We start from the raw sequence: 23749 nt of genomic DNA on the forward strand, positions 1-23749 counted from the left end.
GGCCGAGCGTTAGCCGATCGGTGACGAAACCCCGGCACGATCGGCTTCCTGCCGCCAAGGAACCTCCCAGATGGTCGTCGCCGCCCCCAGTCCATCGACGACGCTGCCGTCGGCATCGGGAGTCACGCTCGCCGAAATCGTCGGGGCCCTGTCCTTCGCGCTGGACATGACGGAAGGACAGCCCCCCGGCCACTGCGTCCGCTGCTGCCATATCGGGATCCGCATCGCCGAGGAACTCGGCCTTCCGGCCGCCGCCCGGCGCGACCTCTACTACACGCTGCTGATGAAGGATCTCGGCTGCTCGTCCAATGCGGCGCGGATCTGCGAGCTCTATCTCGCCGACGACATCTCCTTCAAAAGCGAATTCAAGGAGATCGACGACAGCCTCGCGAGCGTGCTGCGCTTCATCCTCCAGCAGACCGGGCTGAAGGCCGGCCTCTCGGAACGCTTCCGGGCGCTGGTCAACATCGCCCGCAATGGCGGCGCCATCGCGCAGGAGATGATCGAAACGCGCTGCCAGCGCGGCGCGGCGATCGCCCGCCGGATGCGCTTCTCGGAAGATGTCGCCCGGGCGATCCACAGTCTCGACGAGCACTGGAACGGCAACGGCCGGCCCGAGCGCCTGGCCGGGGAGGCGATCCCGCTCTATGCGCGGATCGCGCTCGTCGCCCAGGTCGCCGACGTGTTTCATCGGTCCGGCGGCCGCGACGCGGCACGCGAGGAAGTGCGGCTACGCCGGTCGAGCTGGTTCGACCCGGCCGTCGTCGCAGCCTTCGAACAAGCGGCCGACCGTGACGGGTTCTGGTCGGGGCTCGAGGACGAGGCGATCGCCACCGGCATCCTCGCGCAGGAGCCGGGCAGCCGGCTGGAACCGGTCGACGAGGACTATCTGGACGACATCGCAGCGGCCTTCGCGGAAGTCATCGATTCCAAGTCGCCCTACACGGCCGGTCACTCCGACCGGGTCGCGCTGTTCACCGACATGATCGGCGAGTCGCTCGGCTTCGACCCGGCGCGCCGGCGGCGCCTGAAGCGCGCGGCGCTGCTGCACGACATCGGCAAGCTGGGCGTATCGAACCAGATCCTCGACAAGCCGGGAAAGCTGGACGAGGCCGAGTGGCTGGTCGTGCGCAGCCATCCGACGCTTTCGGAAGAGATCCTGTCCCGCATCTCGGCGTTCGCCGAACTCGCCACGATCGGCGGCGCCCACCACGAGCGGCTCGACGGCAAGGGCTACCCGCGGGGCCTGGCGGGCAGCGCCATTCCGCTCGACGTGCGGGTCGTGACGGTGGCGGACATCTTCGATGCCCTGACCGCGAACCGGCCCTACCGCAAGGCGATGACGCTGTCGCAGGCGCTGGCGATCCTCGACGCGGACACGGGAACCGCCGTTGACGGGACCTGCGTCGCGGCGCTGCGCCAGGCGCTCGCCCGCATCGACGCCGAAGCCGTCACCGCCGCCGGCTGAAGCCGGCGCCGGGGTCAGCCGATCCCGCCGATTTCACGTGAGACACGGCCCGGATGACTTGCCGGCAACGCAGGCCGCGATTCCGCTCAGGCGGCCTCGTCGAGGCTTTCGAGGACGACGTTGCCGTTGGTGTAGATGCAGATCTCGCCGGCGATCTTCATGGCGCGGCGGGCGATCTCCTCGGCGTCGTATTCAGTGTCGGCCAGCGCCCGCGCCGCGGCGAGGGCGTAGTTGCCGCCCGAGCCGATGGCGATGACGCCGTGCTCGGGCTCCAGCACGTCACCGTTGCCGGTCAGCGTCAGCGTCACCGTCCTGTCGGCGACGATCATCATCGCCTCCAGCCGGCGCAGATAGCGGTCGGTGCGCCAGTCCTTGGCGAGCTCGACGCAGGCGCGCATCAGCTGGTCGGGATACTGCTCGAGCTTGGCCTCGAGCCGCTCCAGCAGGGTGAAGGCGTCGGCCGTCGCCCCGGCGAAGCCGGCGATGACGTTGCCGCCCTTGCCGATGCGGCGCACCTTGCGGGCATTGCCCTTCATCACCGTGTTGCCGAGCGACACCTGGCCGTCGCCGGCGATCACCACCTTGCCGCCCTTGCGGACGGCGACGATGGTGGTGCCGTAGATCTTGTTGGGATCGTGCTGTTCGAAATTCATCTCGGGTCCTTTGCCGGATCACGGGACCGGGTGCGCCGCAGCGGCGCCTCGACCGGCGTCGGAGCCCCATGTGGGCGCTGCGGCAAGGAATGCCAAGCGAGGGCGGGTCACGCGCAGGAAGCAGGGCGCCGCCGAGACGTCCGGAAGGGAGTTGGTCACTCCTCGATCGTCACCTCAGGCAGCGTGTAGCGCCTGACCGTCAGCCCGTAAGGAGACCGCTCCCCCTCGACGATCATGGTCTCGCCGAGATAGGGGGTGATCCTTCCTCGCCACTTCACGCCGCAGATCCGTTGTTCAGCGAATTCGGGATTGGATGCCCGGACGCCACGGCAGGCTTTGCTGGCATGGAAAGACCTGATCACGAACGGCCCGCTGAACGCTTCCTTCGAGGAGAAATGCTGACGGGCCGCCGGGTAGAAATCGGCGATCAGGGAATGCGCGATCATGTAAGCCAGGATGGGAGTCGCAACGATAAGGAATGCGATCTTCGCCGGCGATTTGAGACCGCTAGCCTTGGGGTCGTCCTGGCTGATTTCGCCATCTTCGACTTGCCGGAGGCGATAGTTCAGCAATTTTATGAATAGATAAGTGAACCCGACGGCCGCCGTGGCGCCGCCGATCACGGCAAATGGCTTGACTGCTTCCGCATATTCTCGATCGATGAGGAAATATCGCCAATCGATCGGATCGAACAAGAGGACGCCGAACCATGCCAGGCCGACAACCAATATTGACCATCCGATGATCTTTAGGAGCGCCGGGTTATGCAACTTTCTGACCCTCGACGTCCCTAAATTTCACAAATCTATTGAGTCTTAGAGTCTCGTGCCATCCGACCTTTCGAATCGCGGCGTTGCTTTCTTTGTGCATCGCGCAAGACGGGGAAGATACGTCAAAGTGGATTGCCGGGTGATGAAACGCCGCCAATGTCGGCATGGGCCCGGCGTGGCCGTGGACCTGCGGCTGTATGCCCCTGCGGCAGCGGATTGCCTGCCCGGGCCAGACTGGAGGCAGAACCCGGGCGCCCGCGAGCGATGACAGGCACGGCGCCGGATGCTAGGAGCCTGACCGAAAGGGAGACACCCCATGGCCGAGACAGCCGGGCGGCGCGATGCCGTCGTCGAGCGCAAGACCAACGAGACGAAGATCCGCGTCCGCGTCGATCTCGACGGCACCGGCCGCTCGACGATCGCCACCGGCGTCGGCTTCTTCGACCACATGCTCGAGCAGCTGTCGCGCCACTCGCTGATCGACATGGAGATCGAGGCCGACGGCGACCGCCACATCGACGACCACCACACGGTCGAGGACACCGGCATCGCGCTCGGCCAGGCGATCCGCAAGGCGCTCGGCGAACGGCGCGGCATCCGCCGCTACGCCTCGCTCGACCTTGCCATGGACGAGTGCCTGACCCGCGCGGCGATCGACGTCTCGGGCCGGCCGTTCCTGGTCTTCGACGCGCGCTTCCAGCGCGAGAAGATCGGCAGCTTCGACACCGAACTGGTGCAGGAATTCTTCCAGGCACTGGCGCAGAACGCCGGCGTGACGCTGCACATCGCCAATCTCTACGGCACCAACGCCCACCATGTCGCCGAGACCTGCTTCAAGGCGGTGGCGCGCGTGCTGGGCGACGCCGTGGCGATCGATCCGCGACAGGCCGACCTCGTGCCCTCGACCAAGGGCATGCTGGCGTGAGCGGCCCATGGCGCTGACCCGCTACATCGTCTTCGAGCCGCCGGCGTCGTCGGGTGTCACCGGCGAGGCGGTGTTCGTGCGCGACCGGTTCTCGATCTGGGCATTCCTGGTGCCGTTCCTCTGGCTGCTGCGCTATGGTTTGTGGCTTTCGGCAGTCGTCGTGCTCATCGCCGGCTTCGGCCTTGCCTGGCTGGGCAGCGTCGAGGGCTTCGGCCTCGCCGGGACGGTGCTGCCGATCCTCGTCGGCATCCTCGTCGCGCTGGAGGGGCCGAGCCTCAGGGCCGCGAAATACCGCCGCAAGGGCTGGCGCGAGGCGGCCGCCTTCCACGCCGACGACCGCGCCGAGGCCGAGCTGATCTACTACGGCGCGTCCCGCGGCGAGGCCGCCGCGCCGGCGCCGGCGCCGGTTCTCGCCCAGGCGCCGTGGAAGACCGCACCGCGCGCCCCGCGACCTGCCGCCACCGGCGGCTTCTTCGACGCCATGAAGGCCCGCTGAGACATGCAGACTGTCGCCATCATCGACTACGGCTCGGGCAATCTGCGCTCGGCCGCCAAGGCCTTCGAGCGCGCCGCCCGCGAGGCGGACGCGTCGGCCGAGATCATCCTCACCGACGATCCCGAGACGGTCCGCCGGGCCGACCGGGTGGTGCTGCCGGGCGTCGGCGCCTTCGCCGACTGCCGCGCCGGCATCGACGCGGTGCCGGGCCTCACCGAGGCGCTGCGTGATGCGGTCGAAACGGAGGCGAGGCCCTTCCTCGGGATCTGCGTCGGCATGCAGCTGATGGCCTCGCGCGGGCACGAGAAGGCCGTGACGGAAGGCTTCGGCTGGATCCCCGGCGACGTGGTCCACATCACGCCATCGGACCCGGCGCTGAAGGTGCCGCAGATCGGCTGGAACACCATCAAGGCGCATCGCGACCATGCGCTGCTCGCCGGCATTCCCACCGGCGAGGCGGGGCTGCACGCCTATTTCGTGCATTCCTACCACCTCGTCGCGGAGAACGAGGCCGACGTGCTAGCGGGCGCCGAGTATGGCGGCGAGGTCACGGCGATCGTCGCAAGCGGCAACAAGGCCGGCACGCAGTTCCACCCGGAGAAGAGCCAGGCGCTCGGCCTCGCCCTGATCGGCAACTTCCTGAAATGGAAGCCCTGACCGCCGGGTCGGCAGCCGCCGCATGATCCATGTCAATCCGCCGGGTCGGCAGGCGCGGTATCGGGAAAGGGTGAATCCCTCCCGACGCCGAGGCCAGGCATGTCGACACGCTTCCGAATCGCGATGCTGCTCTACGGCATGATCAACGCCGTGATCTTCGGCTTCGGCATCATCCTGGTTCTGAGCTTCCCGGAGATTTCCGAGGCCTGGCCCTACATCATCCCGGTCGTCGTGGTGGCGAGCTTCGTCCTCGCCGCGCCAATCGCTTGGATCATCGCGCCGCGCCTGCGCGCCCGCAACCGGCGGGACCGGTAACCAGGCGTACGACGCATCCGGGCTTGCCGGACGGGCGCCGGGGTGGAAGAAGCGACTTCCGCCCCACCGACCCGATGCGAGAGCCCATGCCCATTCTCTTTCCCGCCATCGACCTCAAGGACGGCGCCTGCGTGCGCCTCAAGCTCGGGCTGATGGAAGAGGCGACGGTCTACAACGCCGATCCGGCGGCGCAGGCGCTTGAGTTCCGCGATGCCGGCTTCACCCATCTCCACGTCGTCGACCTCAACGGCGCGTTCGCGGGCCGCGCGGTCAACGGTGCCGCCGTCGACGCCATCATCGCCGCGGTCGGCAGTGACATGCGCGTGCAGCTCGGCGGCGGCATACGGACCATGGCCGACATCGAGGCCTGGCTCGACAAGGGCCTGTCGCGGGTGATCCTCGGCACCGTCGCGGTCCGCGACCCGGAACTGGTCCGGGCGGCGGCGAAGCGCTTTCCCGGCCGCATCGCCGTCGGCATCGACGCCAAGGGCGGCAAGGTGGCAGTCGAGGGCTGGGCCGAGACCTCGCAGCTGACGGCCGTCGATCTCGCCCGGCAGTTCGAGGACGCCGGCGTCGCCGCGATCATCTACACCGACGTCGACCGCGATGGGATCCTTGCCGGCATCAACTGGGAGGCGACGATCGACCTCGCCGGCGCCGTGTCGATCCCGGTGATCGCCTCGGGCGGCCTCGCCTCGATCGCCGACGTGGTGCGGCTCACCATGCCCGACGCGCAGCTCCTGGAAGGCGCGATCTCCGGCCGGGCGCTCTATGACGGGCGGATCGACGCCGCCGAGGCGCTGCGGGTGCTCGGCGCCGGCTGATTAGTCAGCCGACAGCTACGGTAGCGCCGCCAGGAACGCCGCCACCGCGGCGTTGAAGGCCTGCGGCGCGTCGAGATTGGAGACATGCCCGGCCTCGACGGTGACGATCTCGGCCCGGCCGATGCGGCGGGCGATCTCGCCGGCGTGGTCGATCACCAGCTGCGTCTCGTGGCGGCCGATGACGACGAGGCAGGCAATGTCGAGGGCGCGGATCGCCGCCGGATCGGCCGCGACGATCGCCGCATAGGCGGCGACCACCGCATCCGCCGGCATCGACGAAAACCCTTCGACGAAATGCCGCTCGGCATCGGCGCCGACCCATTCGGCGCCAAAAATCTTCTTCGCGCCGGCAATGCCCCAGCGCGCCGTGCGATGCTGGCCGAGGAGAGCGAAGGCCGCCGGCAGGATGCGCTGCGGTCCCAGCCACTCGAGGGCTGCCCGCAGCGGCCCGTGCAGCGACAGCGCCAGCGGCGTGTCGGCGAGCACCATCGCGGCGACGCGCGCCGGCCGCTGCGCCGCCATCTCCAGCGCCACCATGCCGCCCAGCGAGACGCCGCAGAGGACGGCGCGTTCGATGCTGAGCGCGTCGAGGAAGCCGAACGCGTCCGCCGCCAGGCTCTCGACCGACATCCCGGTCGTATCGCCCAGCGTCTCGCCATGGCCGCGCAGATCCGGCGCCAGCATGCGGTAGTCGCCCGCAAGCCCGTCGATCTGCGGGCGCCAGACGGATTTGGTCTGCACCGCGCCGTGCAGGCAGAGCACCGGCGGGGCGGACGCCGGGCCCGCCTCGAGATAGGCGACGGTGAGGTCGCCGGCGGCGACCGACCGCGTGGCTGATGGCTGGTGCGATGTCACGAACAGGCTTCCCGGAATCGGCTGATGGCTGCTCCGTCCGGCGGGACGACGGTACAGGCGCCGGTATACAGGCTTCGGCGGGCAAGTCGGCAGGCGATTTGCCGGCCGGTCGACGGCGAGGGCAGCGGAAGTGCGCGGGCGGCCAAGTCGCGCTGCCTCTTGCCGAGTTCCCTTGCGGCGTCGCATAAGGCGCCCATCATCACCGCACCGGCCGACGCCCTTGACGATGCCCGCTCCCGATCCCCACCCTCTCCGCCGGCGCATCCCCGCTGCGGGCGCTGCCATGGCTCGCTGTCCGGCACAGACGGAGACCGTCCGATGAGCCTCAAGGCGCGCATCATTCCCTGCCTCGACGTCAAGGACGGCCGTGTGGTCAAGGGCGTCAACTTCGAGGGCCTGATCGATGCCGGCGATCCGGTCGAGGCGGCGCGCGCCTATGACGCCGCGGGCGCCGACGAGCTCTGCTTCCTCGACATCACCGCCTCCTCCGACGACCGCGAGACGATCTTCGACGTCGTCTCGCGCACCGCCGAGCAGTGCTTCATGCCGGTCACGGTCGGCGGCGGCGTGCGCACCGTCGCGGACGTGCGGCGCCTGCTCTTGGCCGGCGCCGACAAGGTGTCGATCAACACCGCCGCGGTGCTGCGCCCCGAGCTCGTCGCCGAGGCGGCCAACAAGTTCGGCGACCAATGCATCGTCGTCGCCATCGACGCGCGGCGCGTCACCGGCACCGAGGCGGCGCCGCGCTGGGAGATCTTCACCCATGGCGGGCGCACCGCGACCGGCATCGACGCGGTCGAGTTCGCCCGCCGCGTCGTCGCGCTCGGCGCCGGCGAGATCCTGCTCACCTCGATGGACCGCGACGGCACCAAGTCCGGCTTCGACATCGACCTCACCCGCGCCGTCGCCGATGCGGTCGCCGTGCCGGTCATCGCCTCCGGCGGCGTCGGCACGCTCGACCATCTCGTCGAGGGCGTGCGCGACGGCCACGCCGCGGCGGTGCTGGCCGCCTCGATCTTCCATTTCGGCACCCACACGATCGCCGAAGCCAAGGCCCACATGGCGGCGGCCGGCATCCCGATGCGGCTCGATCCGGCCTTCCCGGCCTTCGCCGACCGGATCTGATCGGCCGGCCCCTCGAAAGGCATGCAATTGCAGTTCACCCTCGCCGATCTAGAGACCATCGTCGCCGCCCGCACCGCGTCCGGCGACACGCAGTCGTCCTACACGGCGACGCTGGCGGCGCGCGGCGCCAAGCACGTCGCCAAGAAGCTCGGCGAGGAGGCGGCGGAGACGGTGATCGCCGCCGTTGCCGAGGACGATGCGAGCCTCGTCGCGGAAAGCGCCGACCTGCTCTATCACCTGGTCGTGCTGCTGCAGGTCCGGCAGATCCCGCTCGCCGACGTGATGGCCGAGCTCGGGCGCCGCACCAGCCGGAGCGGCATCGAAGAGAAGGCCGCAAGGCCCGGTGCGCCCGGGGAATGATGGACCAGCTGACACCCTCGAAATTCTCGCCCTACCGGGTCTTCACCGCGGCGGAATGGGCGAAGTTTAGGGCCGACACGCCGCTGACCCTGACCGAGGACGAGGTCCGCCGGCTGCGTTCGATGGGCGATCCGGTCGACCTCGACGAGGTGGCGCGGATCTACCTGGCGGTGTCGCGGCTGCTCTACGCTCACGTCGAGTCCTCGCAGCTCCTGTTCCGCCAGCGCCAGAGCTTCCTGTCGGGCGGCGCGCCCGTGCAGAAGACGCCGTTCATCATCGGCATCGCCGGCTCGGTGGCGGTCGGCAAATCGACCACGGCGCGCATCCTGAAGGAGCTCCTGGCCCGCTGGCCCTCCTCGCCCAAGGTCGATCTCGTCACCACCGACGGCTTCCTCTATCCGAACGCCGTGCTGGAGGCCGAGGGGCTGATGCAGCGCAAGGGCTTTCCGGAGAGCTACGACGTCGGGTCGATCCTGCGCTTCCTCTCCGACATCAAGGCCGGCCGGCCGCGGGTCGAGGCCCCGGTCTATTCGCACTTCGTCTACGACGTCGTGCCGGGCGAGCGGATCACCATCGACCGGCCCGACATATTGATCTTCGAGGGGCTGAACGTCCTGCAGGTGCGCGAGATGCCGAAGGACGGCAAGGCCGTGCCGTTCGTCTCCGACTTCTTCGACCATTCGATCTATATCGACGCGGACGAGGCGGAGATCCGCCGCTGGTACGTCGAGCGCTTCATGCGGCTGCGCGAGACCGCCTTCCGCGAGGCGGATTCGTTCTTCCACCGCTACTCGCAGATCCCCGAGGACGAGGCGCTGGCCATCGCCGAGGCGCTGTGGCGCGACATCAACGGCAAGAATCTCTACGAGAACATCCTGCCGACCCGGCCACGCGCCGACCTGATCCTGCGCAAGGGCCCGAACCACCTGATCGAACAGGTGGCGCTGCGCAAGATCTGAACGGCCGCGAGGTCGGCTAGGGGCCGGCCGGCCGCTCAGCCCGGCACCGTCACCCGGCGCAGCGTCAGGTTGATCCGCCCGCCCTTCTTCAGCAGCGTCGAGGTCGCCGGGTAGATCCGGTCGACGCCGTGATAGCAGAGCCGCCCCTCGCCGCCGAGGATCACAACGTCGCCGGAGTGCAGCCGCAGCGAGGTGGTGCGCCCGCCCCGCGTCGTCTCGCCGATGCGGAACAGGCAGTCGTCGCCGAGCGAGATCGACACGACGGGCGCCGCCAAATCCTTCTCGTCGCGGTCCTGGTGGAGGCCCATCTTCGCCGTGTCGGCGTAGAAATTGACCAGGCAGGCTTCCGGCGGATGGTCGTAGGCCGACACCTCCTCCCACAGCGCCAGCAGCGACGCCGGTATGGCCGGCCACGGTCTGCCGGTCACCGGATGCGCCCGCTGGTAGCGGTAGCCGGTGCGGTCGGAGACCCAGCCGAGCGGACCGCAATTGGTCATGCGCACCGACAGGGGCTTGCCGGTGCGGGGCATCTCGGGATGGTAGAGCGGCGCTTCCGCCACCACAGCCCGGATGCTGTCCAGCAGCGCGATCTGGGCGTCGCGGTCGAGATGGCCCGGCATGTGCCGGACGCCCCTGGGCAGCACGTTCACGCGGGGGATCTCCTTGCCGGCAAGCGGGCGCCGTCCGTCAGGAAAGATAGCCGAGCTGCGCCGCGAGGGCGACGGCATGGGTGCGGTTGGAGGCGTTCATCTTGCGCTGCGCGGCGGTCAGGTACTGCGAGATCGTGTATTCCGACAAGGACAGGATGAGGCCGATCTCCGAGGACGTCTTGCCGAGCATCGCCAGCTTCAAGCAGTCGCGCTCGCGTCCCGACAGCGGGTTGTTGCGGCGGTTCTCCTCGAATCGTGCCGCCGCCAGCATGCCGAACAGCGCGAAGGCGAAGACATGCAGCTCGCGCAGCGCCGGCGCCGAGAGGTCCGGCTGCGGGCCGGCGAGCGACAGCGCGCCGTTGAAGGCGGTGAGGCCGTGCACGGGAAACAGCGCGCCGGCGAGATAGGACTCGGCCAGCAGCATCCGCGCCGCCGGACTCGGATCGGGCTCGTCGGCACCGTAGAGCGTGTCGATGTCCCAGACGAAGGGCATCGGATCGGTCTTCAGCGCCCCCACCACCAGCTTGAAGCGGTGCAGCCCGAGCTGGTCGTAGCTGCGCGCGAAGCCGTCCGACCAGTTGCCGAACAGGAACCGCGTCGCCGTGCCGCCATCGTCTGTGGAGGGCATGGCGAGCGCCGCCGCATGGGAGAAACCGTAGTCGCCGGCGACGTCGTCGAGCAGCCGGCGCAGCGCCGGCTCGTCCCAGTCCGTCGGCAGGGCGGCGAGGCGCGCGAGCGCGCCCGTCATGTCGGGGATCCGTGGCCGGCACGGTGCGAGCCCGCCATCGGCGGCCGCGCCGTGCGTGTCGTCTTGGTGCGTCCAGGCTTTCCCGCCGGCATGCCGCTCGCTCTGTCCGATATCTCGTGTTCCGTCGATTCGACCGCGATTCGGGTCCCCGGCAGTGTGGCCGCAATCCCCGCGACATTGAACCCTTCGGCTGCCGGACGAACCCGTTCGTGGCAACGGGGGTGGCGGTGCCGGTCCCCGGCCCCCATCTAGCGGCAAGTGCCCGGTGCGGGCGCCGACAGACTGGCCGCCGACACGGGGCGGCATCCCCCAGAAGAAGATATCCATGTCAGATTTTTCCCCCCGCGAGATCGTTTCCGAACTCGATCGACACATCATCGGCCAGAAGGACGCCAAGCGCGCGGTCGCCGTCGCGCTGCGCAACCGCTGGCGCCGGCAGCAGCTGGAAGGCTCGCTGCGCGAGGAGGTGATGCCCAAGAACATCCTGATGATCGGACCCACCGGCGTCGGCAAGACCGAGATCTCCCGCCGTCTCGCCCGGCTCGCCGGCGCGCCCTTCATCAAGGTCGAGGCGACCAAGTTCACCGAGGTCGGCTATGTCGGCCGCGACGTCGAGCAGATCATCCGCGACCTCGTCGAGATCGGCATCGGCCTGGTGCGCGAGAAGAAGCGCGAGGAGGTCAAGGCCAAGGCCCACCAGGGCGCGGAGGAGCGGGTGCTCGACGCGCTGGTCGGCAAGACCGCCTCGCCGGCGACGCGCGACAGTTTCCGCAAGAAGCTGCGCGCCGGCGAACTCGACGACAAGGAGATCGACATCGAGATCGCCGACACCGGCAATCCGATGGGCGGGATGGAGATTCCCGGCATGCCGGGCGCCAATATCGGCGTGCTCAACCTGTCGGAGATGTTCGGCAAGATGGGCCAGCGCACCAAGCAGCGCCGCACCAGCGTCCGGCAGAGCTACGAGCTGCTGATCGGCGAGGAGTCGGACAAGCTGCTCGACCAGGACCAGCTGGTGCGCGAGGCGGTCTCGGCGGTGGAGAACAACGGCATCGTCTTCCTCGACGAGATCGACAAGGTGGCGAACAAGGACGGCCACGGCGGCGCCGGCGTGTCCCGCGAGGGCGTGCAGCGCGACCTCTTGCCGCTGGTCGAGGGCACCACGGTGGCGACCAAGCACGGGCCGGTGAAGACCGATCACATCCTGTTCATCGCCTCGGGCGCGTTCCACGTCTCCAAGCCCTCGGACCTGTTGCCGGAGCTGCAGGGCCGCCTGCCGATCCGCGTCGAGCTGCGGGCGCTGACCAAGGAGGATTTCCGCCGCATCCTCACCGAGACCGAGGCTTCGCTGATCAAGCAGTACGTGGCGCTGATGAAGACCGAGAATGTCGACCTCGAGATCACCGACGACGCCATCGACGCGATCGCCGACCTTGCGGTGTCGCTCAACGGCTCGATCGAGAATATCGGCGCGCGGCGGCTGCAGACGGTGATGGAGCGGGTGCTCGACGACATCTCCTTCGAGGCGCCCGACAAGGGCGGCGAGAGCTACCGGGTCGATGCCGCCTATGTCCACAAGGCGCTGGACGGCATCGCCGGCAATGTCGACCTGTCGCGCTTCATCCTCTAGGCGGCGCGGCGGCGACCTCGCGCCGCGATAGATTTTAAGTGAACGGCCCCGCGCCCCCCGGCGCGGGGCTTTTGCGTTTCCGCGGCCCGCCCGCGCTCCATGTGGGACGTCATCGCAGCGGCCGATTCCGGCTGCAGATCAACGCCTTCGAGGAGATTTCCCCATGAAGACGCTCACCTTGCTGTTCACTGGAACCATGCTCTCGGCCGGTCTCGCCGTCGCGCCGGCCCATGCCCAGAGCTCCACCGGCGCCTCGCCCGTCGAACAGGTCGAGGGCCAGCCGCCTGCCGAAGGCGACGAGGGGGTCCAGGCCGGCGAGCCGGTGGAGACCGCGCCCGCCAACGCGCCCGACCAGCAGCCGGCCTTCGCCGGCCAGACCCGCGCGCCGCAGCCGGCCGAGATGCCGGACGTCGCGGTCGAGACCGTCGCCGAAGGCCTGCCGCAGCTGTGGGCGATGGAGTTCCTGCCGGACGGCCGCATGCTGGTGACCGCCAAGGAAGGCGACTTCCACGTGGTCTCCAGGGAAGGCGAGGCCGGCCCCGCCCTCTCCGGCATGATCGAGGTGGCGTCCGCCGGCCAGGGCGGCCTGCTCGATGTGGCGCTGGCGCCGGACTTCGAGACCAGCAACCGCATCTTCTTCTCGTTCTCCGAGCCGCGGGACGGCGGCAACGGCACGTCCGTCGGCCGCGCGACGCTGAATCTCGACGACAATGGCGGCGGCAGCCTCGAAGACGTCGAGGTGATCTTCCGGCAGATGCCGACCTATGACGGCGACAAGCATTTCGGCTCGCGTCTGGTGTTCTCGCCGGAGGGCCATCTGTACGTGACGGTCGGCGAGCGCTCCGACACGCCGATTCGCGACGAGGCGCAGAGCCTGGTCTCCGGCCTCGGGAAGGTCTTCCGCATCGATCCCGAGACCGGCGAGGCGGTCTCCGACAACCCGTTCGTCGACCATGCCAAGATCCAGCCGGAGATCTGGAGCTGGGGCCACCGCAACCTGCAGTCGGCCACGCTGGACGCCGAAGGCCGGTTATGGACTGTGGAGCACGGCCCGCGCGGCGGCGACGAGCTGAACAGGCCGGAAGCCGGCGTGAACTACGGCTGGCCGGCGATCACCTACGGCATCGCCTATTCCGGCGAGAAGATCGGACCGGGCCGCACCAGCCAGGAAGGCATGGAGCAGCCGGTCTACTACTGGGATCCGGTCATCGGCCCCTCCGGCATGGCGCTCTACGCGGGCGAGGAATTCCCGGGCTGGCAGGACGCCTTCCTGGTCGGCGGACTGGTGACCACCGGGCTCGTCGTCGTGCATCTCGACGAGGCCGGCGAGCGCGTCGCCTTCGAGGAGCGCGTACCGCTGGACGCCCGCATCCGCGACGTCCGCGTCGGTCCGGACGGGGCGGTCTACGCCGTGACGGAAGATCCGGACGCCGACAGCTCGGCCATCCTGCGCCTCACAAGCGAGCAGTAGGGCCGGTCGCAGGTTCCAGCCGGAAGACGAACGAGGGCGGGCTGCTCCGGCGCCCGCCCTTGCTCATGGATGAGGAAAGAAACGCCCGCCTCAGGCGGCCTGGTGCGTCGGCTCGGGCCGGCGGAAGGCGGCGATGTGGCGCGATCCGTCGCGGCCGATCGTCATGACGGAGTCGGGCGGCACGGCGCTCCAAGCTTCGGATCCGGCGTCGCAGGGCTCGGAGGCGACGACCACGCCGTCCCCCGCCGCACGCCAGTAGAGCGTCGGCGGATGGCCGTCGCTGGACCAGCGATAGGCCCAGAGGCGCTCGCCGTCGGCATGCACCGCGGCAAAGCGCAGCGGCTCGTCGATCCCCTGCCGGGCCGCCTGCGCCTCGATGGCGGCGAGCGTCGCAGCGAGCGCACCCACCGGGTCCGCGTCCAGCCCGTTGCCGAGCGCCGCCAGGAAGATCGCCTCGGAATCGCTGGTGCCGCGGCGGCGCGCATAGAGCGCGTCCGGGATCATCGCGTCGACGGCACGGCGCAGGGACGGGTAGCCGCCGATCTGGCCGTTGTGCATGAACAAATGCCGGCCGTCGGTGAAGGGATGGCAGTTGGCGGTGGACACCTCGCCGGAGGTCGCCGAGCGGACATGTGCGGCAAACATCGGCGAGCGGATCTGGCGGCAGAGGGAGACGAGATTGGCGTCGGACCAGGCCGGCAGGATGCCGCGATAGACCCCCGGCTCCGGCCGCTCCCCGTACCAGCCGATGCCGCAGCCGTCGCCATTGACGATGGTGCGGGCCTCGCGCGCCGCGAGCGACTGGGAGATCAGCGAGGCGCGCGGCTCGACGAGCAGCTTTTCCAGGAGGATCGGCGGGCCGGCATAGGCGAGAAGTCGGCACATTCGGGCATGACACCGGGCGAGAGCGGGCGGGCAGGCAGCCCGTCACCCAGCTTTCGCGCCACGTGGTAAACAGAGGGTTAACGGCGCCGTTTCACGTGAAACTGCGGCCCTTCGAGGCGGCCTGCCGGCGGCGCTTCTCGCGCGCCGCCGCCTCGGCCCGTTCGGCCGCTACTTCCAGCTGCGCGAGGATCTGCCGGATATCGTCCGGCGCCAGGATGGCGATGGTCTCGGCGAGACGGTTGGCGAGCGTCGTCGCCTCGGCGCCGAGCCCGGCGGTCTCGACCGTCACGCGCGGATGCGACAGTTCCGCCAGCCGTTCCAGTTCCTCGGCATCGTCCCAGATCACGTTGAGATAGCCGATGATCCGCTGCAGCAGGTCCCATGTCGGCCGGCCCCGGCGTCCATGCTCGAGCGCCGACAGATAGGCGCTGGAGACGCCGAGCGCCGCCGCCATCTGGCCTTGGGTGATGCCGCGCTCCTTGCGCAGCGCGCGGATGCGTTCGCCGAAGGGGGTCATCGCGTTCGCCGCACCCGCACATAGAGCGCGCCGTCGCCGCCGTGATGGCGCTCGGCGCTGTCGAAGCCGGAAACGAGCGGCCTGAACTCCGGTCCGGTGAACCATTGCGGCACCACCCGCCGCAGCACGCCGCGAGAGCCGAAGGCCGAGCCGGCCGTGCCACCTCGCCCGGTAATCACCAGCACGTGCCGCAGCCCCATCGCCTGGGCCTGGCGCAGGAAGCCGACCAGCGCGTCGTGCGCCCGCTGCTGGGTCATTTCGTGCAGGTCGATGCGCGCGTCGATAGCCAGCCGTCCCTTGGCGAGCTTGCGGCGCGTCGGCTTCTCGATCGCATGCTGGCTGAGGCGGGGAGGAAGCTCCGGCTTCGGCCGCGCAACGGCGGGCACGGCAACGGGCTTGGGCGCATGGCCCGCCGGTGCTGCCGCGACAGGCTTCTCGACGCGGATCTCGGGCGGCAGCGGCGGATAGGACCGGCCCTTCAGTGGGATCGCCGAACGCGCCACCCCCGCCCAGAGACGGGCCTCCTCGTTGCTGAGGCCGCGCCGGCGCCTCATCGCGCCAGGCTCTCGGCCAGCGCGGCGGGCACGAGCACGGTGAAATCGGCGGCGTGGCGGATGCGGCCGGCGATCTTGCCGGCTTCGAGGCCCGAACCGACGTAGATGTCGGCGCGCGCCGGGCCCAGGATCGCCGAGCCGGTGTCCTGGGCGACCATCAGCCGGCGGAACGGCCGGCCGTCGATGGCGAGCTGCGACGCGGCGATGAAATAGGGCACGCCGAAGGTTGCGAGTTCCCGGTCGACGGCGATCGAGGCGAGTGCCGTCAGCGGCACCTGCGCCGCGCCGACCGGGCCGAGCGCCGGATCGTCGACGGCCGCCTCGCGGAAGAAGATGAAGGAGCGGTTGCGATCGAACAGCGCGCGCTGGCGGTCCGGGTGGGCGGCGAGCCAGGCGCGGATGCCGTCCATGTCGGCTTCGGCGAGGGTGAGTTCGCCGGAATCGACGAGCAGCCGGCCGATCGCCGTGAAGGGATGGCCGGACTTAGCTGCAAAGCCGACCCGCAGCTGGCTTCCGTCGGTCATCCGGAGCCGGGCGGAGCCCTGGATATGGATGAAGAACGCCTCGACCGGATCGGCGAGCCAGGCGATTTCCAGGCCGCGTCCCCGCAAGAGGCCCGCCTCGATGGCGGCGCGGTCCGGATGTTCCTCGAGCAGGCCGCAGGCCTTGCGGCGGGCGAAGCGGAACGACGGATCCATGCCCGGCGGCCGCGACACGTCGTCGACCTTCACCAGCTCCGGCGGCGGCGCATAGAGCGGAAAGCGGAAATCCGGCGTCTCGACAGGAGAGGCGTCGACGACCGGCTCGTAATAGCCGGTCACGAAACCGTGCTCGCCGTCCGGCCCGGCGACCGTGTCCGGGACGATCTGCAGCGGCACGAAATGCTGTTCGAAGAAGGATTGCGCCGTGCCGTCACCAGGCTGGGCGGCGAGGGAGGCCTCCGCCGCCGCGCGGAAGGCCGCGGCGTCGATGCCGAGCGTACCGGTCCGCACCGCGTTCGACAGGAACTGGCCGGCGCCGCGGCGGAAGGCGGCAAGGGCGAGCGTGTGGTCCGCCGCCGGCCAGTCGGGCAGGTCGGCGAAGCGGCGGCGGCGGAAGGCGACCATCGCCCCCGGCTCAGCCTTCCTCGGATTCGGTGCCGGCGAGCTTCCAGTTCGGATCGCGCGAGCGGGTGTCGCGCGAGAACGTCCAGACGTCCTTGACCTCGACGACGGTCTCGGGGTCGCCGTCGGTGACCTCGCCGGAGGGCGTCACCACCGCGGTGATCATCTGCGCGACGATGCGGACCGTCACCAGCGCCTCGCGGGCCTTCAGCTCGGCCGAGACCAGCGTGGCGTCGTCGATGCCGACGAAGGAGGACTGCATGCGCTCGCCCCGCGACTCGCGGTCGATGATCGCCTGCTCGAAGCCCTGGTAGACTTCCGGCGTCAGCAGGTTCTTCAGGAGCTTGCGGTCGCCGTCGGCAAAGGCCGTGACGATCATCTCGTAGGCGATCTTGGCGCCTTCGAGGAATTCCTTCGGGTCGAAGGCGGGATCGTTGTCGCGGATCCGCCGCAGCTCGGTGTTCAGGGGCGTGCCGACGGGCGCGACGAGATCGATGGACTCGTAGGGCTGGCGCGGCGTCGCCGCCTCGGCATTGTCCGGAAGCCGGCGATGCGGCAGCGTCACCACGTTGCCGCCCGCGGCGGCGTCCTCGCGCGGCTTTTCGGTGCGCGTATAGGGATCGAAGGGGGGCCGCTCGTTGCCTGTACGACGGCCGAGCACGTTACGCAGCTGAAACAGGACGATCACCGCGAGCACTATGAAGAAGATCGTCCCAAAACTCATTGCGCGCCGCCACCTCTCCGCCGAACCACTTGTCGCCCCCATATAGAGACGGACCGCAACGCATTCAAATTCCTTTCGAGCGTTCCTATCTCTGTGATCGCGGCCTGCGAAGTCCGGTGACGCGCCGGACGCCAAATCCACCCCGTCGTCCCAGGAGACACCCGACCATGCCTCTCGCCCTGATCCCGGTCCTGCTGCTGGTGATCCCGATCCTCGAGATCGCCGTGTTCATCATGGTCGGCAACCTGATCGGCCTGTGGCCGACGCTGGGGCTGGTGCTCGTTACCGCCATCCTCGGGACGCTGCTGCTGCGGCGCCAGGGGCTCGACACGCTCGCGCGCATCCAGGCCGAGACGCGGGCCGGGCGGGTGCCGGCGCGCGAACTCGTCAACGGCCTGATGATCGCCATCGCCGGCGTCCTGCTGCTGACGCCGGGCCTCGTCACCGACACGCTCGGGTTCCTGCTGTTCATCCCGGCGATCCGAAACGCGGTCTGGTCGTTCCTCAAGGCGCGGGTCGTGGTCGTCGCCTCCGGCGGTTTCGGCCGTGGCTCCGGGCCGGCGCCGCAGGGCAGGCCCGACGTCGTCGACCTGTCGGGTTCGGAGTTCGAGCGGCGCCCGGACCCGACCACGCCGTGGCGCGGGACCGACGGGCAGTCCGGGCCGGACGGCGAGCCGCCGCGCCGCATCCTGCATTAGGCCGGGCGCGGCGGGCGGACCGCCTCGCCTTGTCCTGATTGCGCCTCCGTGATAGCGCTCCGGCCGATCTTCACGGCCGGCCAGGCACTGCAGCTTCCGGCCGACGCAAGCCCGGCACGAGCCGCCAGAGGCGCTCGGCAAGCCGACGTACCACCGAGACGGGAGCAGTCATGTCCGACACCACCGACCATAAGTCAGGCGGCAACGGCGGCACGCCGGCGACGCCGGCCGCCACGCCGCCGAGCATCAACATCCTCACCCAGTATATCCGGGACATGTCCTTCGAGAGCCCGAACGCGCCTGCCGCGCTGCGCGGCCAGAAGCGCGCGCCGGCGATCAACATCGGCGTCAATGTCGGCGCCAACCCGATCCAGGGCACCGAGGGCGAATACGACGTGCGGCTGAGCCTCAACGCCAAGGCCGGCGAGGGCGCCGACCTGATGTTCAATGTCGAGCTCGACTATGGCGGCGTCTTCAAGCTGCAGAACTTCCCGCAGGAGCATCTTCTGCCGGTGCTGTTCATCGAGTGCCCGCGGCTGCTCTTCCCGTTCGCGCGCCAGGTCATCGCCGACGTGACCCGCAATGGCGGCTTCCCCCCGCTGATGATCGACCCGATCGACTTCGCGCAGCTTTTCCAGCAGCGCATGGCCGAGGAACGCGCCCGCCAGCAGGTCCAGACGACCTGAGGCGACGCAGCGCTCCGGCACGGGGACTAAAGAAAAGGGCCGGCGCACCCCAGGGTGGCCGGCCTTTTTCATGGAGCTGGATAAGACTTGGCGGTCAGGACACGGCGGCCGTCGGCTCCGGCCGCGCCAGATAGCGCCACCACAGCGCGTCCTTGCCGAGCGAGGTAACGAAGCTCTCGTGGGCGGCGATCTCCGCTGCCGAGAGGCGCGGCGGCAGCGGCACCGGCCGCGGCGCGATGCGGCCGAGATCCTCCTCCGATCCCTCCAGCGGCTCGCCGGTGTCGACGACGAGGCCGAGCGCTGCCTGCCGGCCGCCGATCAGCTCGATATAGACCTCGGCGAGGAGTTCGGAATCCAAGAGCGCGCCGTGCTTGTCGCGGCGGCTGGTATCCACCGAGAAGCGCGAGCACAGCGCGTCGAGCGTCGCCGGCGCCATCGGGAACTTGCGCCGCGCCATCGGCAGCGTGTCGATGACCATGCTGGAATCGATCGGCGGCTGGCCGATCCGCGCCAGTTCGGCATTGAGGAACTGCACGTCGAAGGCGGCATTGTGGGCGATCAGCCGCGCCCCGGCGAAGAACGCCAGGAAATCGTCCGCGACCTCCTCGAACAGTGGCTTGTCGGCGAGGAACGCGTCGGAGATGCCGTGGACGTCGAAGGCGGCGGGATCGACCTTGCGGCCGGCCGGGCGCACGAAGGTGTGATAGTTCCTGCCCGTGGGGATGTGGTTCCACAGTTCCACGGCGCCGATCTCGATCACGCGCTCGACCGCCGGGTCGAGCCCGGTGGTTTCCGTGTCGAAGACGATTTCGCGCATGGGATACTCCGCTTCCGGGATCCTTTTCGGGCAGGCCGGTCGGCGAGGCAAGGCGGCAGGGGCGACGGCGCGCCCCTATCCACCAGCTTAAGTATTTGTTCCTTATATGTTCTTAACCCACGCTCGGAGAGTGCCTCCGGTCAGCGGGGCAGGCGCGCGATCACCTTGATCTCGAAATCGAACCCAGCCAGCCAATTGACGCCGACCGCGGTCCAGTTCGGGTAAGGCGGCTCGCCAAAGACCGTCGCGCGGACGTCGTTGACGGTGGCGAACTGGTTTTCCGGGTCGGTGTGGAACGTCGTCACATCGACGATGTCGTCGAACGTGGCGCCCGCTGCCGTCAGCACGGCGGCGAGATTGTCGAAGGCGAGCTGGACCTGCGCGTGAAAGTCCGGCTCGGGCGAGCCGTCCTCGCGACTGCCGACCTGGCCGGAAACGAACAGCAAGTCGCCCGACCGGATGGCGGCCGAGTATTTGTTGATGTCGTAGAGGGCCTGCCGTCCGGCAGGGAAGATCGCGTCGCGCTGGGCCATCGTGGCACTCCTGTTGTAAGAACTTGCGGCAATCGACCGTCACGTCCGTTTGCCGCGCACCGCGCCGCAAACCACCCCCTGTCGTCGGGAGCGGGATTGATATACGTCGCGTATGTGTCTAGATGATAGCATACGCGTCGTATGTCAATATGCATACGTGACGTATGCGAATGAGGATGAGTCGTGGCCGGAAAACGTCGAGCAGAGATGGTGGAGGAAACCCGCGGCAAGCTGGTCCACGCTGCGCGGCACGCCTTCGCGGCGAAAGGCTACGCCGCCGCCTCGATGGACGAGCTGACCGCCGAGGCCGGCCTGACGCGCGGCGCGCTCTATCACAATTTCGGCGGCAAGCAGGGCCTGCTACAGGCCGTCATCGACCAGATCGACGCTGAGATGCTGGAGCGGATGCGTGCGGCCAAGGCCGGCGCCGAGACGCCTTGGCTCGGCTTCATGGCCGAGAGCATCGCCTATATCGAGATGGCGCTCGAGCCGGAGATCCAGCGCATCATGCTGCTGGACGGGCCCGCCGTGCTCGGCGATCCGTCGCGCTGGCCGAACCAGAACGCCTGCCTCGCGACCACGACGCAGACGATCCAGGCGCTGATCGACGCAGGGACGGTGAAGAAGCTGGATGCCGAGGCCGCCGCCAGGCTGCTCAACGGCGCGGCGCTGAACGCCGCCCTGTGGATCGCCGCCGCCGACGATCCGCCTGCCGTCCTCGGCAAGGCGGTGTCAGCATTCCGGCACCTCGCCGAAGGCATGCTGCGGACCGACGCCTGAAGTTGGGCGGCGTCGGCAGCGTGCCTAGAGCGCCTTGCAGCGCTTGACGATCGCCCTCACCGCCAGGCGGGCGGCCTCCATGCCGTTGCCGGTGTCGACGATGAAGTCGGCGCGGGCGCGCTTTTCCTCGTCCGGCACCTGCCGCGCCAGGATCGCCGCGAGCTTCGCCTCGGTCATGCCCGGCCGCGACAGCACGCGCTCGCGCTGGATCTCCGGCGGCGCCGTGACGACCACGATCTTGTCGCAGCGGCTGTCGGCGCCGGTCTCGAACAGCAGCGGCACGTCGAGGACGGCGAGGCAGGCGCCGCGCTGGCGCGCCGCCTCGAGAAACGCCTCCTCCTCGGCCCGCACCAGCGGATGGACGATCGCCTCGAGCCGCTTCAGGGCGTCAGGATCGTCGAGGACCCGGGCGGCGAGGCGCTCACGGTCGACGACGCCGTTCGTCACCGTGCCGGGGAACGCCGCCTCGATCAGCGGCGCGGCCTTGCCGGCATAGAGCTGGTGCACCACCGCGTCGGCCGAATGCACCGGCGCCCCCTCGGCGGCAAACATGTGCGACGTCGTCGTCTTGCCCATGCCGATCGAGCCGGTGAGACCGAGCACGATCAAGGGTGACCTCCGATGCGAAGCCGGGCCATCTCAGACGCCGCTCTCGATGTCGCGGACGATCGCGTCGCGCAGCGCCGCGTCCACCGCCGGGCGCCGGCCGAACCAGCGCTCGAAGCCCGGCACCGCCTGGTGCAGCAGCATGCCGAGCCCGTCGGATGTCCGCAGCCCACGCTCGCTCGCCGCCTGCAGGAGCGGCGTCGCCAGCGGCACATAGACGATGTCGGCGACCATGGCGTGATCGGGCAATGCCGAGAGATCCGGCAGCTTCGGCGTGAACCAGTCCGGCGTCTCGTCGTCGGGATCGGCCGCGGGGATCGGCGCGGTGTTCACCAGGAGATCGGTGCTGGCGAGCAGCGCCGGCTTCTCGTCCTCGCCGTGGGCGGTGACCCGCGGGCCGAAGCGCTGGGCAAGTTCCTCGGCACGGGACACGGTGCGGTTGACGATGTGCACCGATTTGATGCCGCCCTTCAGGAGCGCGAAGATCACCGCCCGCGCCGCGCCGCCGGCGCCGAGAACCGTCGCGGTGCCGGCATCAGTCCAGCCCGGCAGCTGCGCGTCGAGATTGGCCGAAAAGCCGTAGGCGTCGGTATTGCCGCCGACGAGGCGGCCGGACTTCTCGAACCACAGCGTGTTGACCGCGCCGATCGCTTCGGCGGCCGCATCCCGGCGCGCGACCGCCTCGAGCGCCGCCAGCTTGTGCGGCAGCGTGACATTGCCGCCGACGAAGCCGCGCCGGCGCAGGGTCCGGAAGAACTCGCCGATCTCCTCCGGCGGCACCCCGACGCGCTCGTAGGAGCCGGGCAGATCGAACTGCTTCAGCCAGGCCCGGTGGATCAGCGGCGAGCGCGAGTGCCAGACCGGCCAGCCGGTGACGAAGGCGCGCGGACCCTCAGCCGCGGCCTCTGCCCGGTTCGGATCGAAGATCGAGCCTTCGCCGCGCGGGCGCTGGGCGCCGCTGACATAGGGCGCGGGCGTCCAGTCCTGCTCAGCCATCGATCTCTCCCCGTTCCCGCAATTGCTTGATCAGCGGTAGCAGCGGCAGCCCGATGATGGTGAAGTAGTCGCCCTCGATCGACTCCATCAGCTGGATCCCCTCCCTCTCGATCTGGTAGGCGCCGACGCTGGTCAGGGCCTTCTGGCCGGTATGGGCGAGATAGCGGCCGATGAAGCCCGGATCGAGCGTGCGCATGGTGATCGCGGCGGTGGCGACATGCCGCCAGGTGACCACGCCGTCCTCGACCAGCACCACCGCGCTGTTGAGATGATGCGTGCGCCCCGACAGCTTCAGCAGCGTGCGCCGCGCGTCTTCCATGCTGGCCGGCTTGTGCAGCACCTCGTCCCCGAGGGACAGCGTCTGGTCGGCGCCGATGACGATCGCGCCAGGGTGGCGTGTCGAAACGTCGGTGGCCTTGGCTTCGGCGAGAATGGCCGCCACGTCCTCGGGGGAGACGCCGGATTCCTGCAGCGGCGCCTCGATTGCCCGCTCGTCGAGGTCGCTCGCCTCGACGGTGAAGTCGATGCCGGCGTTCCGCAGAAGCTCCCGCCGGTGCACGCTGCCCGACGCCAGTACGATGCCCTTGGCCATTTCCGGTCGCCTTTTAACGATTTCTTTAAGGACGCCGGGCTTGATAGCGCTTCGGATCGCGAAACGCCACGGACGGCGGGACTCGATTCGCCCCCGGACGGCAAGCCCGCGGGGAAACAGCGCCCATGATTCTTCGCCCGCCTGTGGGTTAAGGAAGTGTTATGCGCCGCGGCCCGCCCATCCACCGCGGGGCGGGGGACAAGGTGGCAGTTGTCCCCAATCGGCGGCAGAACGCGGCTGTGCGCGGCCGATGCGGGAATTTGTGGATGGCCGCCGCGCCATCCAACGGTTGTCCCCAGGCAGGCGTCGACGCTGCCATGCCCTAAGTCGCTCCCCGCCCTGACGAATTCCG

At 69.3% G+C, this 23749-nt stretch carries 29 protein-coding genes; 14 read left to right on the top strand and 15 right to left on the bottom strand.

The window, feature by feature from the left end; all coding sequences use genetic code 11:
• Window positions 1–70 precede the first annotated feature (70 nt).
• Window positions 71–1468: an HD-GYP domain-containing protein gene (locus LXB15_RS19290; RefSeq protein WP_233949977.1), complete on the top strand. Its 1398-nt coding sequence runs from the start codon at window positions 71–73 to the stop codon at window positions 1466–1468.
• Window positions 1469–1554: 86 nt separating this feature from the next.
• Here the strand turns inward: LXB15_RS19290 and hslV are convergent, their stop codons facing one another.
• Both hslV and LXB15_RS19300 read right to left on the bottom strand, forming a co-directional pair.
• Window positions 1555–2121, bottom strand: a complete 567-nt coding sequence (hslV, locus tag LXB15_RS19295) for an ATP-dependent protease subunit HslV (protein ID WP_233949978.1) — start codon at window positions 2119–2121, stop codon at window positions 1555–1557.
• 155 nt (window positions 2122–2276) lie between these two features.
• Window positions 2277–2849, bottom strand: a complete 573-nt coding sequence (locus LXB15_RS19300; RefSeq protein WP_233949979.1) for a hypothetical protein — start codon at window positions 2847–2849, stop codon at window positions 2277–2279.
• A gap of 358 nt (window positions 2850–3207) precedes the next feature.
• Here LXB15_RS19300 and hisB point away from each other — a divergent pair, with 358 nt between their 5' ends.
• The 5 genes from hisB to hisA all read left to right on the top strand — a co-directional run bounded on the left by hisB (window position 3208) and on the right by hisA (window position 6108).
• A complete protein-coding gene (gene hisB, locus LXB15_RS19305) occupies window positions 3208–3816 on the top strand; it encodes an imidazoleglycerol-phosphate dehydratase HisB (protein WP_233949980.1) in 609 nt (202 codons plus the stop codon).
• Window positions 3817–3823: 7 nt separating this feature from the next.
• Window positions 3824–4312: a DUF2628 domain-containing protein gene (locus LXB15_RS19310; protein ID WP_233949981.1), complete on the top strand. Its 489-nt coding sequence runs from the start codon at window positions 3824–3826 to the stop codon at window positions 4310–4312.
• A 3-nt stretch (window positions 4313–4315) separates the two neighbouring features.
• Complete coding sequence (gene hisH / locus LXB15_RS19315; protein WP_233949982.1) at window positions 4316–4969, top strand: imidazole glycerol phosphate synthase subunit HisH; 654 nt, start codon at window positions 4316–4318, stop codon at window positions 4967–4969.
• Between the two features lie 99 nt (window positions 4970–5068).
• Window positions 5069–5284 (top strand): hypothetical protein, encoded by a 216-nt coding sequence (locus LXB15_RS19320; protein ID WP_163045240.1) that lies wholly within the window; start codon window positions 5069–5071, stop codon window positions 5282–5284.
• A gap of 86 nt (window positions 5285–5370) precedes the next feature.
• The gene (gene hisA, locus LXB15_RS19325) at window positions 5371–6108 is read left to right on the top strand and encodes a 1-(5-phosphoribosyl)-5-[(5-phosphoribosylamino)methylideneamino]imidazole-4-carboxamide isomerase (RefSeq protein ID WP_233949983.1); all 738 of its coding nucleotides are present in this window, start codon (window positions 5371–5373) and stop codon (window positions 6106–6108) included.
• A gap of 15 nt (window positions 6109–6123) precedes the next feature.
• Here the strand turns inward: hisA and LXB15_RS19330 are convergent, their stop codons facing one another.
• Complete coding sequence (locus LXB15_RS19330) at window positions 6124–6963, bottom strand: alpha/beta fold hydrolase (RefSeq protein WP_233949984.1); 840 nt, start codon at window positions 6961–6963, stop codon at window positions 6124–6126.
• A 318-nt stretch (window positions 6964–7281) separates the two neighbouring features.
• Between LXB15_RS19330 and hisF the strand changes: the two genes are divergently transcribed.
• From hisF to coaA, 3 genes are read left to right on the top strand one after another with little or no spacing between them, the layout of a single operon-like run.
• A complete protein-coding gene (gene hisF / locus LXB15_RS19335) occupies window positions 7282–8088 on the top strand; it encodes an imidazole glycerol phosphate synthase subunit HisF (protein ID WP_233949985.1) in 807 nt (268 codons plus the stop codon).
• 21 nt (window positions 8089–8109) lie between these two features.
• Window positions 8110–8448 (top strand): phosphoribosyl-ATP diphosphatase, encoded by a 339-nt coding sequence (locus tag LXB15_RS19340; RefSeq protein WP_233949986.1) that lies wholly within the window; start codon window positions 8110–8112, stop codon window positions 8446–8448.
• Window positions 8448–9407, top strand: a complete 960-nt coding sequence (gene coaA / locus LXB15_RS19345) for a type I pantothenate kinase (protein ID WP_233953256.1) — start codon at window positions 8448–8450, stop codon at window positions 9405–9407. Before LXB15_RS19340 ends, coaA begins: the two co-directional genes overlap by 1 nt.
• A gap of 35 nt (window positions 9408–9442) precedes the next feature.
• Here coaA and LXB15_RS19350 read toward each other — a convergent pair whose 3' ends face one another.
• Both LXB15_RS19350 and LXB15_RS19355 read right to left on the bottom strand, forming a co-directional pair.
• Entirely contained in the window at window positions 9443–10057 is a 615-nt protein-coding gene (locus LXB15_RS19350) for an alpha-ketoglutarate-dependent dioxygenase AlkB (RefSeq protein WP_233949987.1), read from the bottom strand.
• A gap of 37 nt (window positions 10058–10094) precedes the next feature.
• The gene (locus tag LXB15_RS19355) at window positions 10095–10805 is read right to left on the bottom strand and encodes a LuxR family transcriptional regulator (RefSeq protein WP_233949988.1); all 711 of its coding nucleotides are present in this window, start codon (window positions 10803–10805) and stop codon (window positions 10095–10097) included.
• A 325-nt stretch (window positions 10806–11130) separates the two neighbouring features.
• Here LXB15_RS19355 and hslU point away from each other — a divergent pair, with 325 nt between their 5' ends.
• Window positions 11131–12435 (top strand): ATP-dependent protease ATPase subunit HslU, encoded by a 1305-nt coding sequence (gene hslU / locus LXB15_RS19360; protein WP_233949989.1) that lies wholly within the window; start codon window positions 11131–11133, stop codon window positions 12433–12435.
• A 163-nt stretch (window positions 12436–12598) separates the two neighbouring features.
• Window positions 12599–13906 carry a PQQ-dependent sugar dehydrogenase gene (locus LXB15_RS19365; RefSeq protein ID WP_233949990.1) on the top strand — a complete coding sequence of 436 codons (1308 nt, stop codon included), beginning with the start codon at window positions 12599–12601 and terminating at the stop codon, window positions 13904–13906.
• A gap of 90 nt (window positions 13907–13996) precedes the next feature.
• Here the strand turns inward: LXB15_RS19365 and LXB15_RS19370 are convergent, their stop codons facing one another.
• From LXB15_RS19370 to LXB15_RS19390, 5 genes are all read right to left on the bottom strand, one after another.
• A complete protein-coding gene (locus LXB15_RS19370; RefSeq protein WP_233949991.1) occupies window positions 13997–14791 on the bottom strand; it encodes a class II glutamine amidotransferase in 795 nt (264 codons plus the stop codon).
• Window positions 14792–14882: 91 nt separating this feature from the next.
• Window positions 14883–15308, bottom strand: a complete 426-nt coding sequence (locus LXB15_RS19375) for a helix-turn-helix domain-containing protein (protein ID WP_233949992.1) — start codon at window positions 15306–15308, stop codon at window positions 14883–14885.
• Complete coding sequence (locus tag LXB15_RS19380; RefSeq protein ID WP_233949993.1) at window positions 15305–15862, bottom strand: Smr/MutS family protein; 558 nt, start codon at window positions 15860–15862, stop codon at window positions 15305–15307. The genes LXB15_RS19375 and LXB15_RS19380 overlap by 4 nt, the downstream gene beginning before the upstream one ends.
• Complete coding sequence (locus LXB15_RS19385) at window positions 15859–16968, bottom strand: murein transglycosylase A (RefSeq protein WP_233949994.1); 1110 nt, start codon at window positions 16966–16968, stop codon at window positions 15859–15861. The genes LXB15_RS19380 and LXB15_RS19385 overlap by 4 nt, the downstream gene beginning before the upstream one ends.
• A gap of 10 nt (window positions 16969–16978) precedes the next feature.
• Entirely contained in the window at window positions 16979–17689 is a 711-nt protein-coding gene (locus LXB15_RS19390; RefSeq protein WP_233949995.1) for a Tim44/TimA family putative adaptor protein, read from the bottom strand.
• Window positions 17690–17856: 167 nt separating this feature from the next.
• Here LXB15_RS19390 and LXB15_RS19395 point away from each other — a divergent pair, with 167 nt between their 5' ends.
• A complete protein-coding gene (locus LXB15_RS19395) occupies window positions 17857–18387 on the top strand; it encodes an FxsA family protein (RefSeq protein ID WP_233949996.1) in 531 nt (176 codons plus the stop codon).
• Window positions 18388–18557: 170 nt separating this feature from the next.
• Complete coding sequence (gene secB / locus LXB15_RS19400; RefSeq protein ID WP_233949997.1) at window positions 18558–19073, top strand: protein-export chaperone SecB; 516 nt, start codon at window positions 18558–18560, stop codon at window positions 19071–19073.
• 94 nt (window positions 19074–19167) lie between these two features.
• Here the strand turns inward: secB and dnaQ are convergent, their stop codons facing one another.
• Both dnaQ and LXB15_RS19410 read right to left on the bottom strand, forming a co-directional pair.
• Complete coding sequence (dnaQ, locus tag LXB15_RS19405; RefSeq protein WP_233949998.1) at window positions 19168–19890, bottom strand: DNA polymerase III subunit epsilon; 723 nt, start codon at window positions 19888–19890, stop codon at window positions 19168–19170.
• Window positions 19891–20030: 140 nt separating this feature from the next.
• Entirely contained in the window at window positions 20031–20423 is a 393-nt protein-coding gene (locus tag LXB15_RS19410) for a RidA family protein (protein ID WP_233949999.1), read from the bottom strand.
• Between the two features lie 207 nt (window positions 20424–20630).
• On the opposite strand from LXB15_RS19410, the gene LXB15_RS19415 reads away from it, so the two are divergent.
• Window positions 20631–21203 (top strand): TetR/AcrR family transcriptional regulator, encoded by a 573-nt coding sequence (locus tag LXB15_RS19415; protein ID WP_233950000.1) that lies wholly within the window; start codon window positions 20631–20633, stop codon window positions 21201–21203.
• 24 nt (window positions 21204–21227) lie between these two features.
• Here LXB15_RS19415 and coaE read toward each other — a convergent pair whose 3' ends face one another.
• The 3 genes from coaE to LXB15_RS19430 are packed head-to-tail and all read right to left on the bottom strand — an operon-like array spanning window position 21228 to window position 23397.
• Window positions 21228–21812, bottom strand: a complete 585-nt coding sequence (gene coaE / locus LXB15_RS19420; protein ID WP_233950001.1) for a dephospho-CoA kinase — start codon at window positions 21810–21812, stop codon at window positions 21228–21230.
• A 30-nt stretch (window positions 21813–21842) separates the two neighbouring features.
• On the bottom strand, window positions 21843–22805 hold the full coding sequence (locus LXB15_RS19425) for a shikimate dehydrogenase (protein ID WP_233950002.1): 963 nt from the start codon (window positions 22803–22805) through the stop codon (window positions 21843–21845).
• Window positions 22798–23397, bottom strand: a complete 600-nt coding sequence (locus LXB15_RS19430; protein WP_233950003.1) for a Maf-like protein — start codon at window positions 23395–23397, stop codon at window positions 22798–22800. Before LXB15_RS19430 ends, LXB15_RS19425 begins: the two co-directional genes overlap by 8 nt.
• Between the last annotated feature and the right edge of the window lie 352 nt (window positions 23398–23749).

This window comes from Aurantimonas sp. HBX-1 (genome assembly GCF_021391535.1).
Lineage (GTDB): Bacteria > Pseudomonadota > Alphaproteobacteria > Rhizobiales > Rhizobiaceae > Aurantimonas.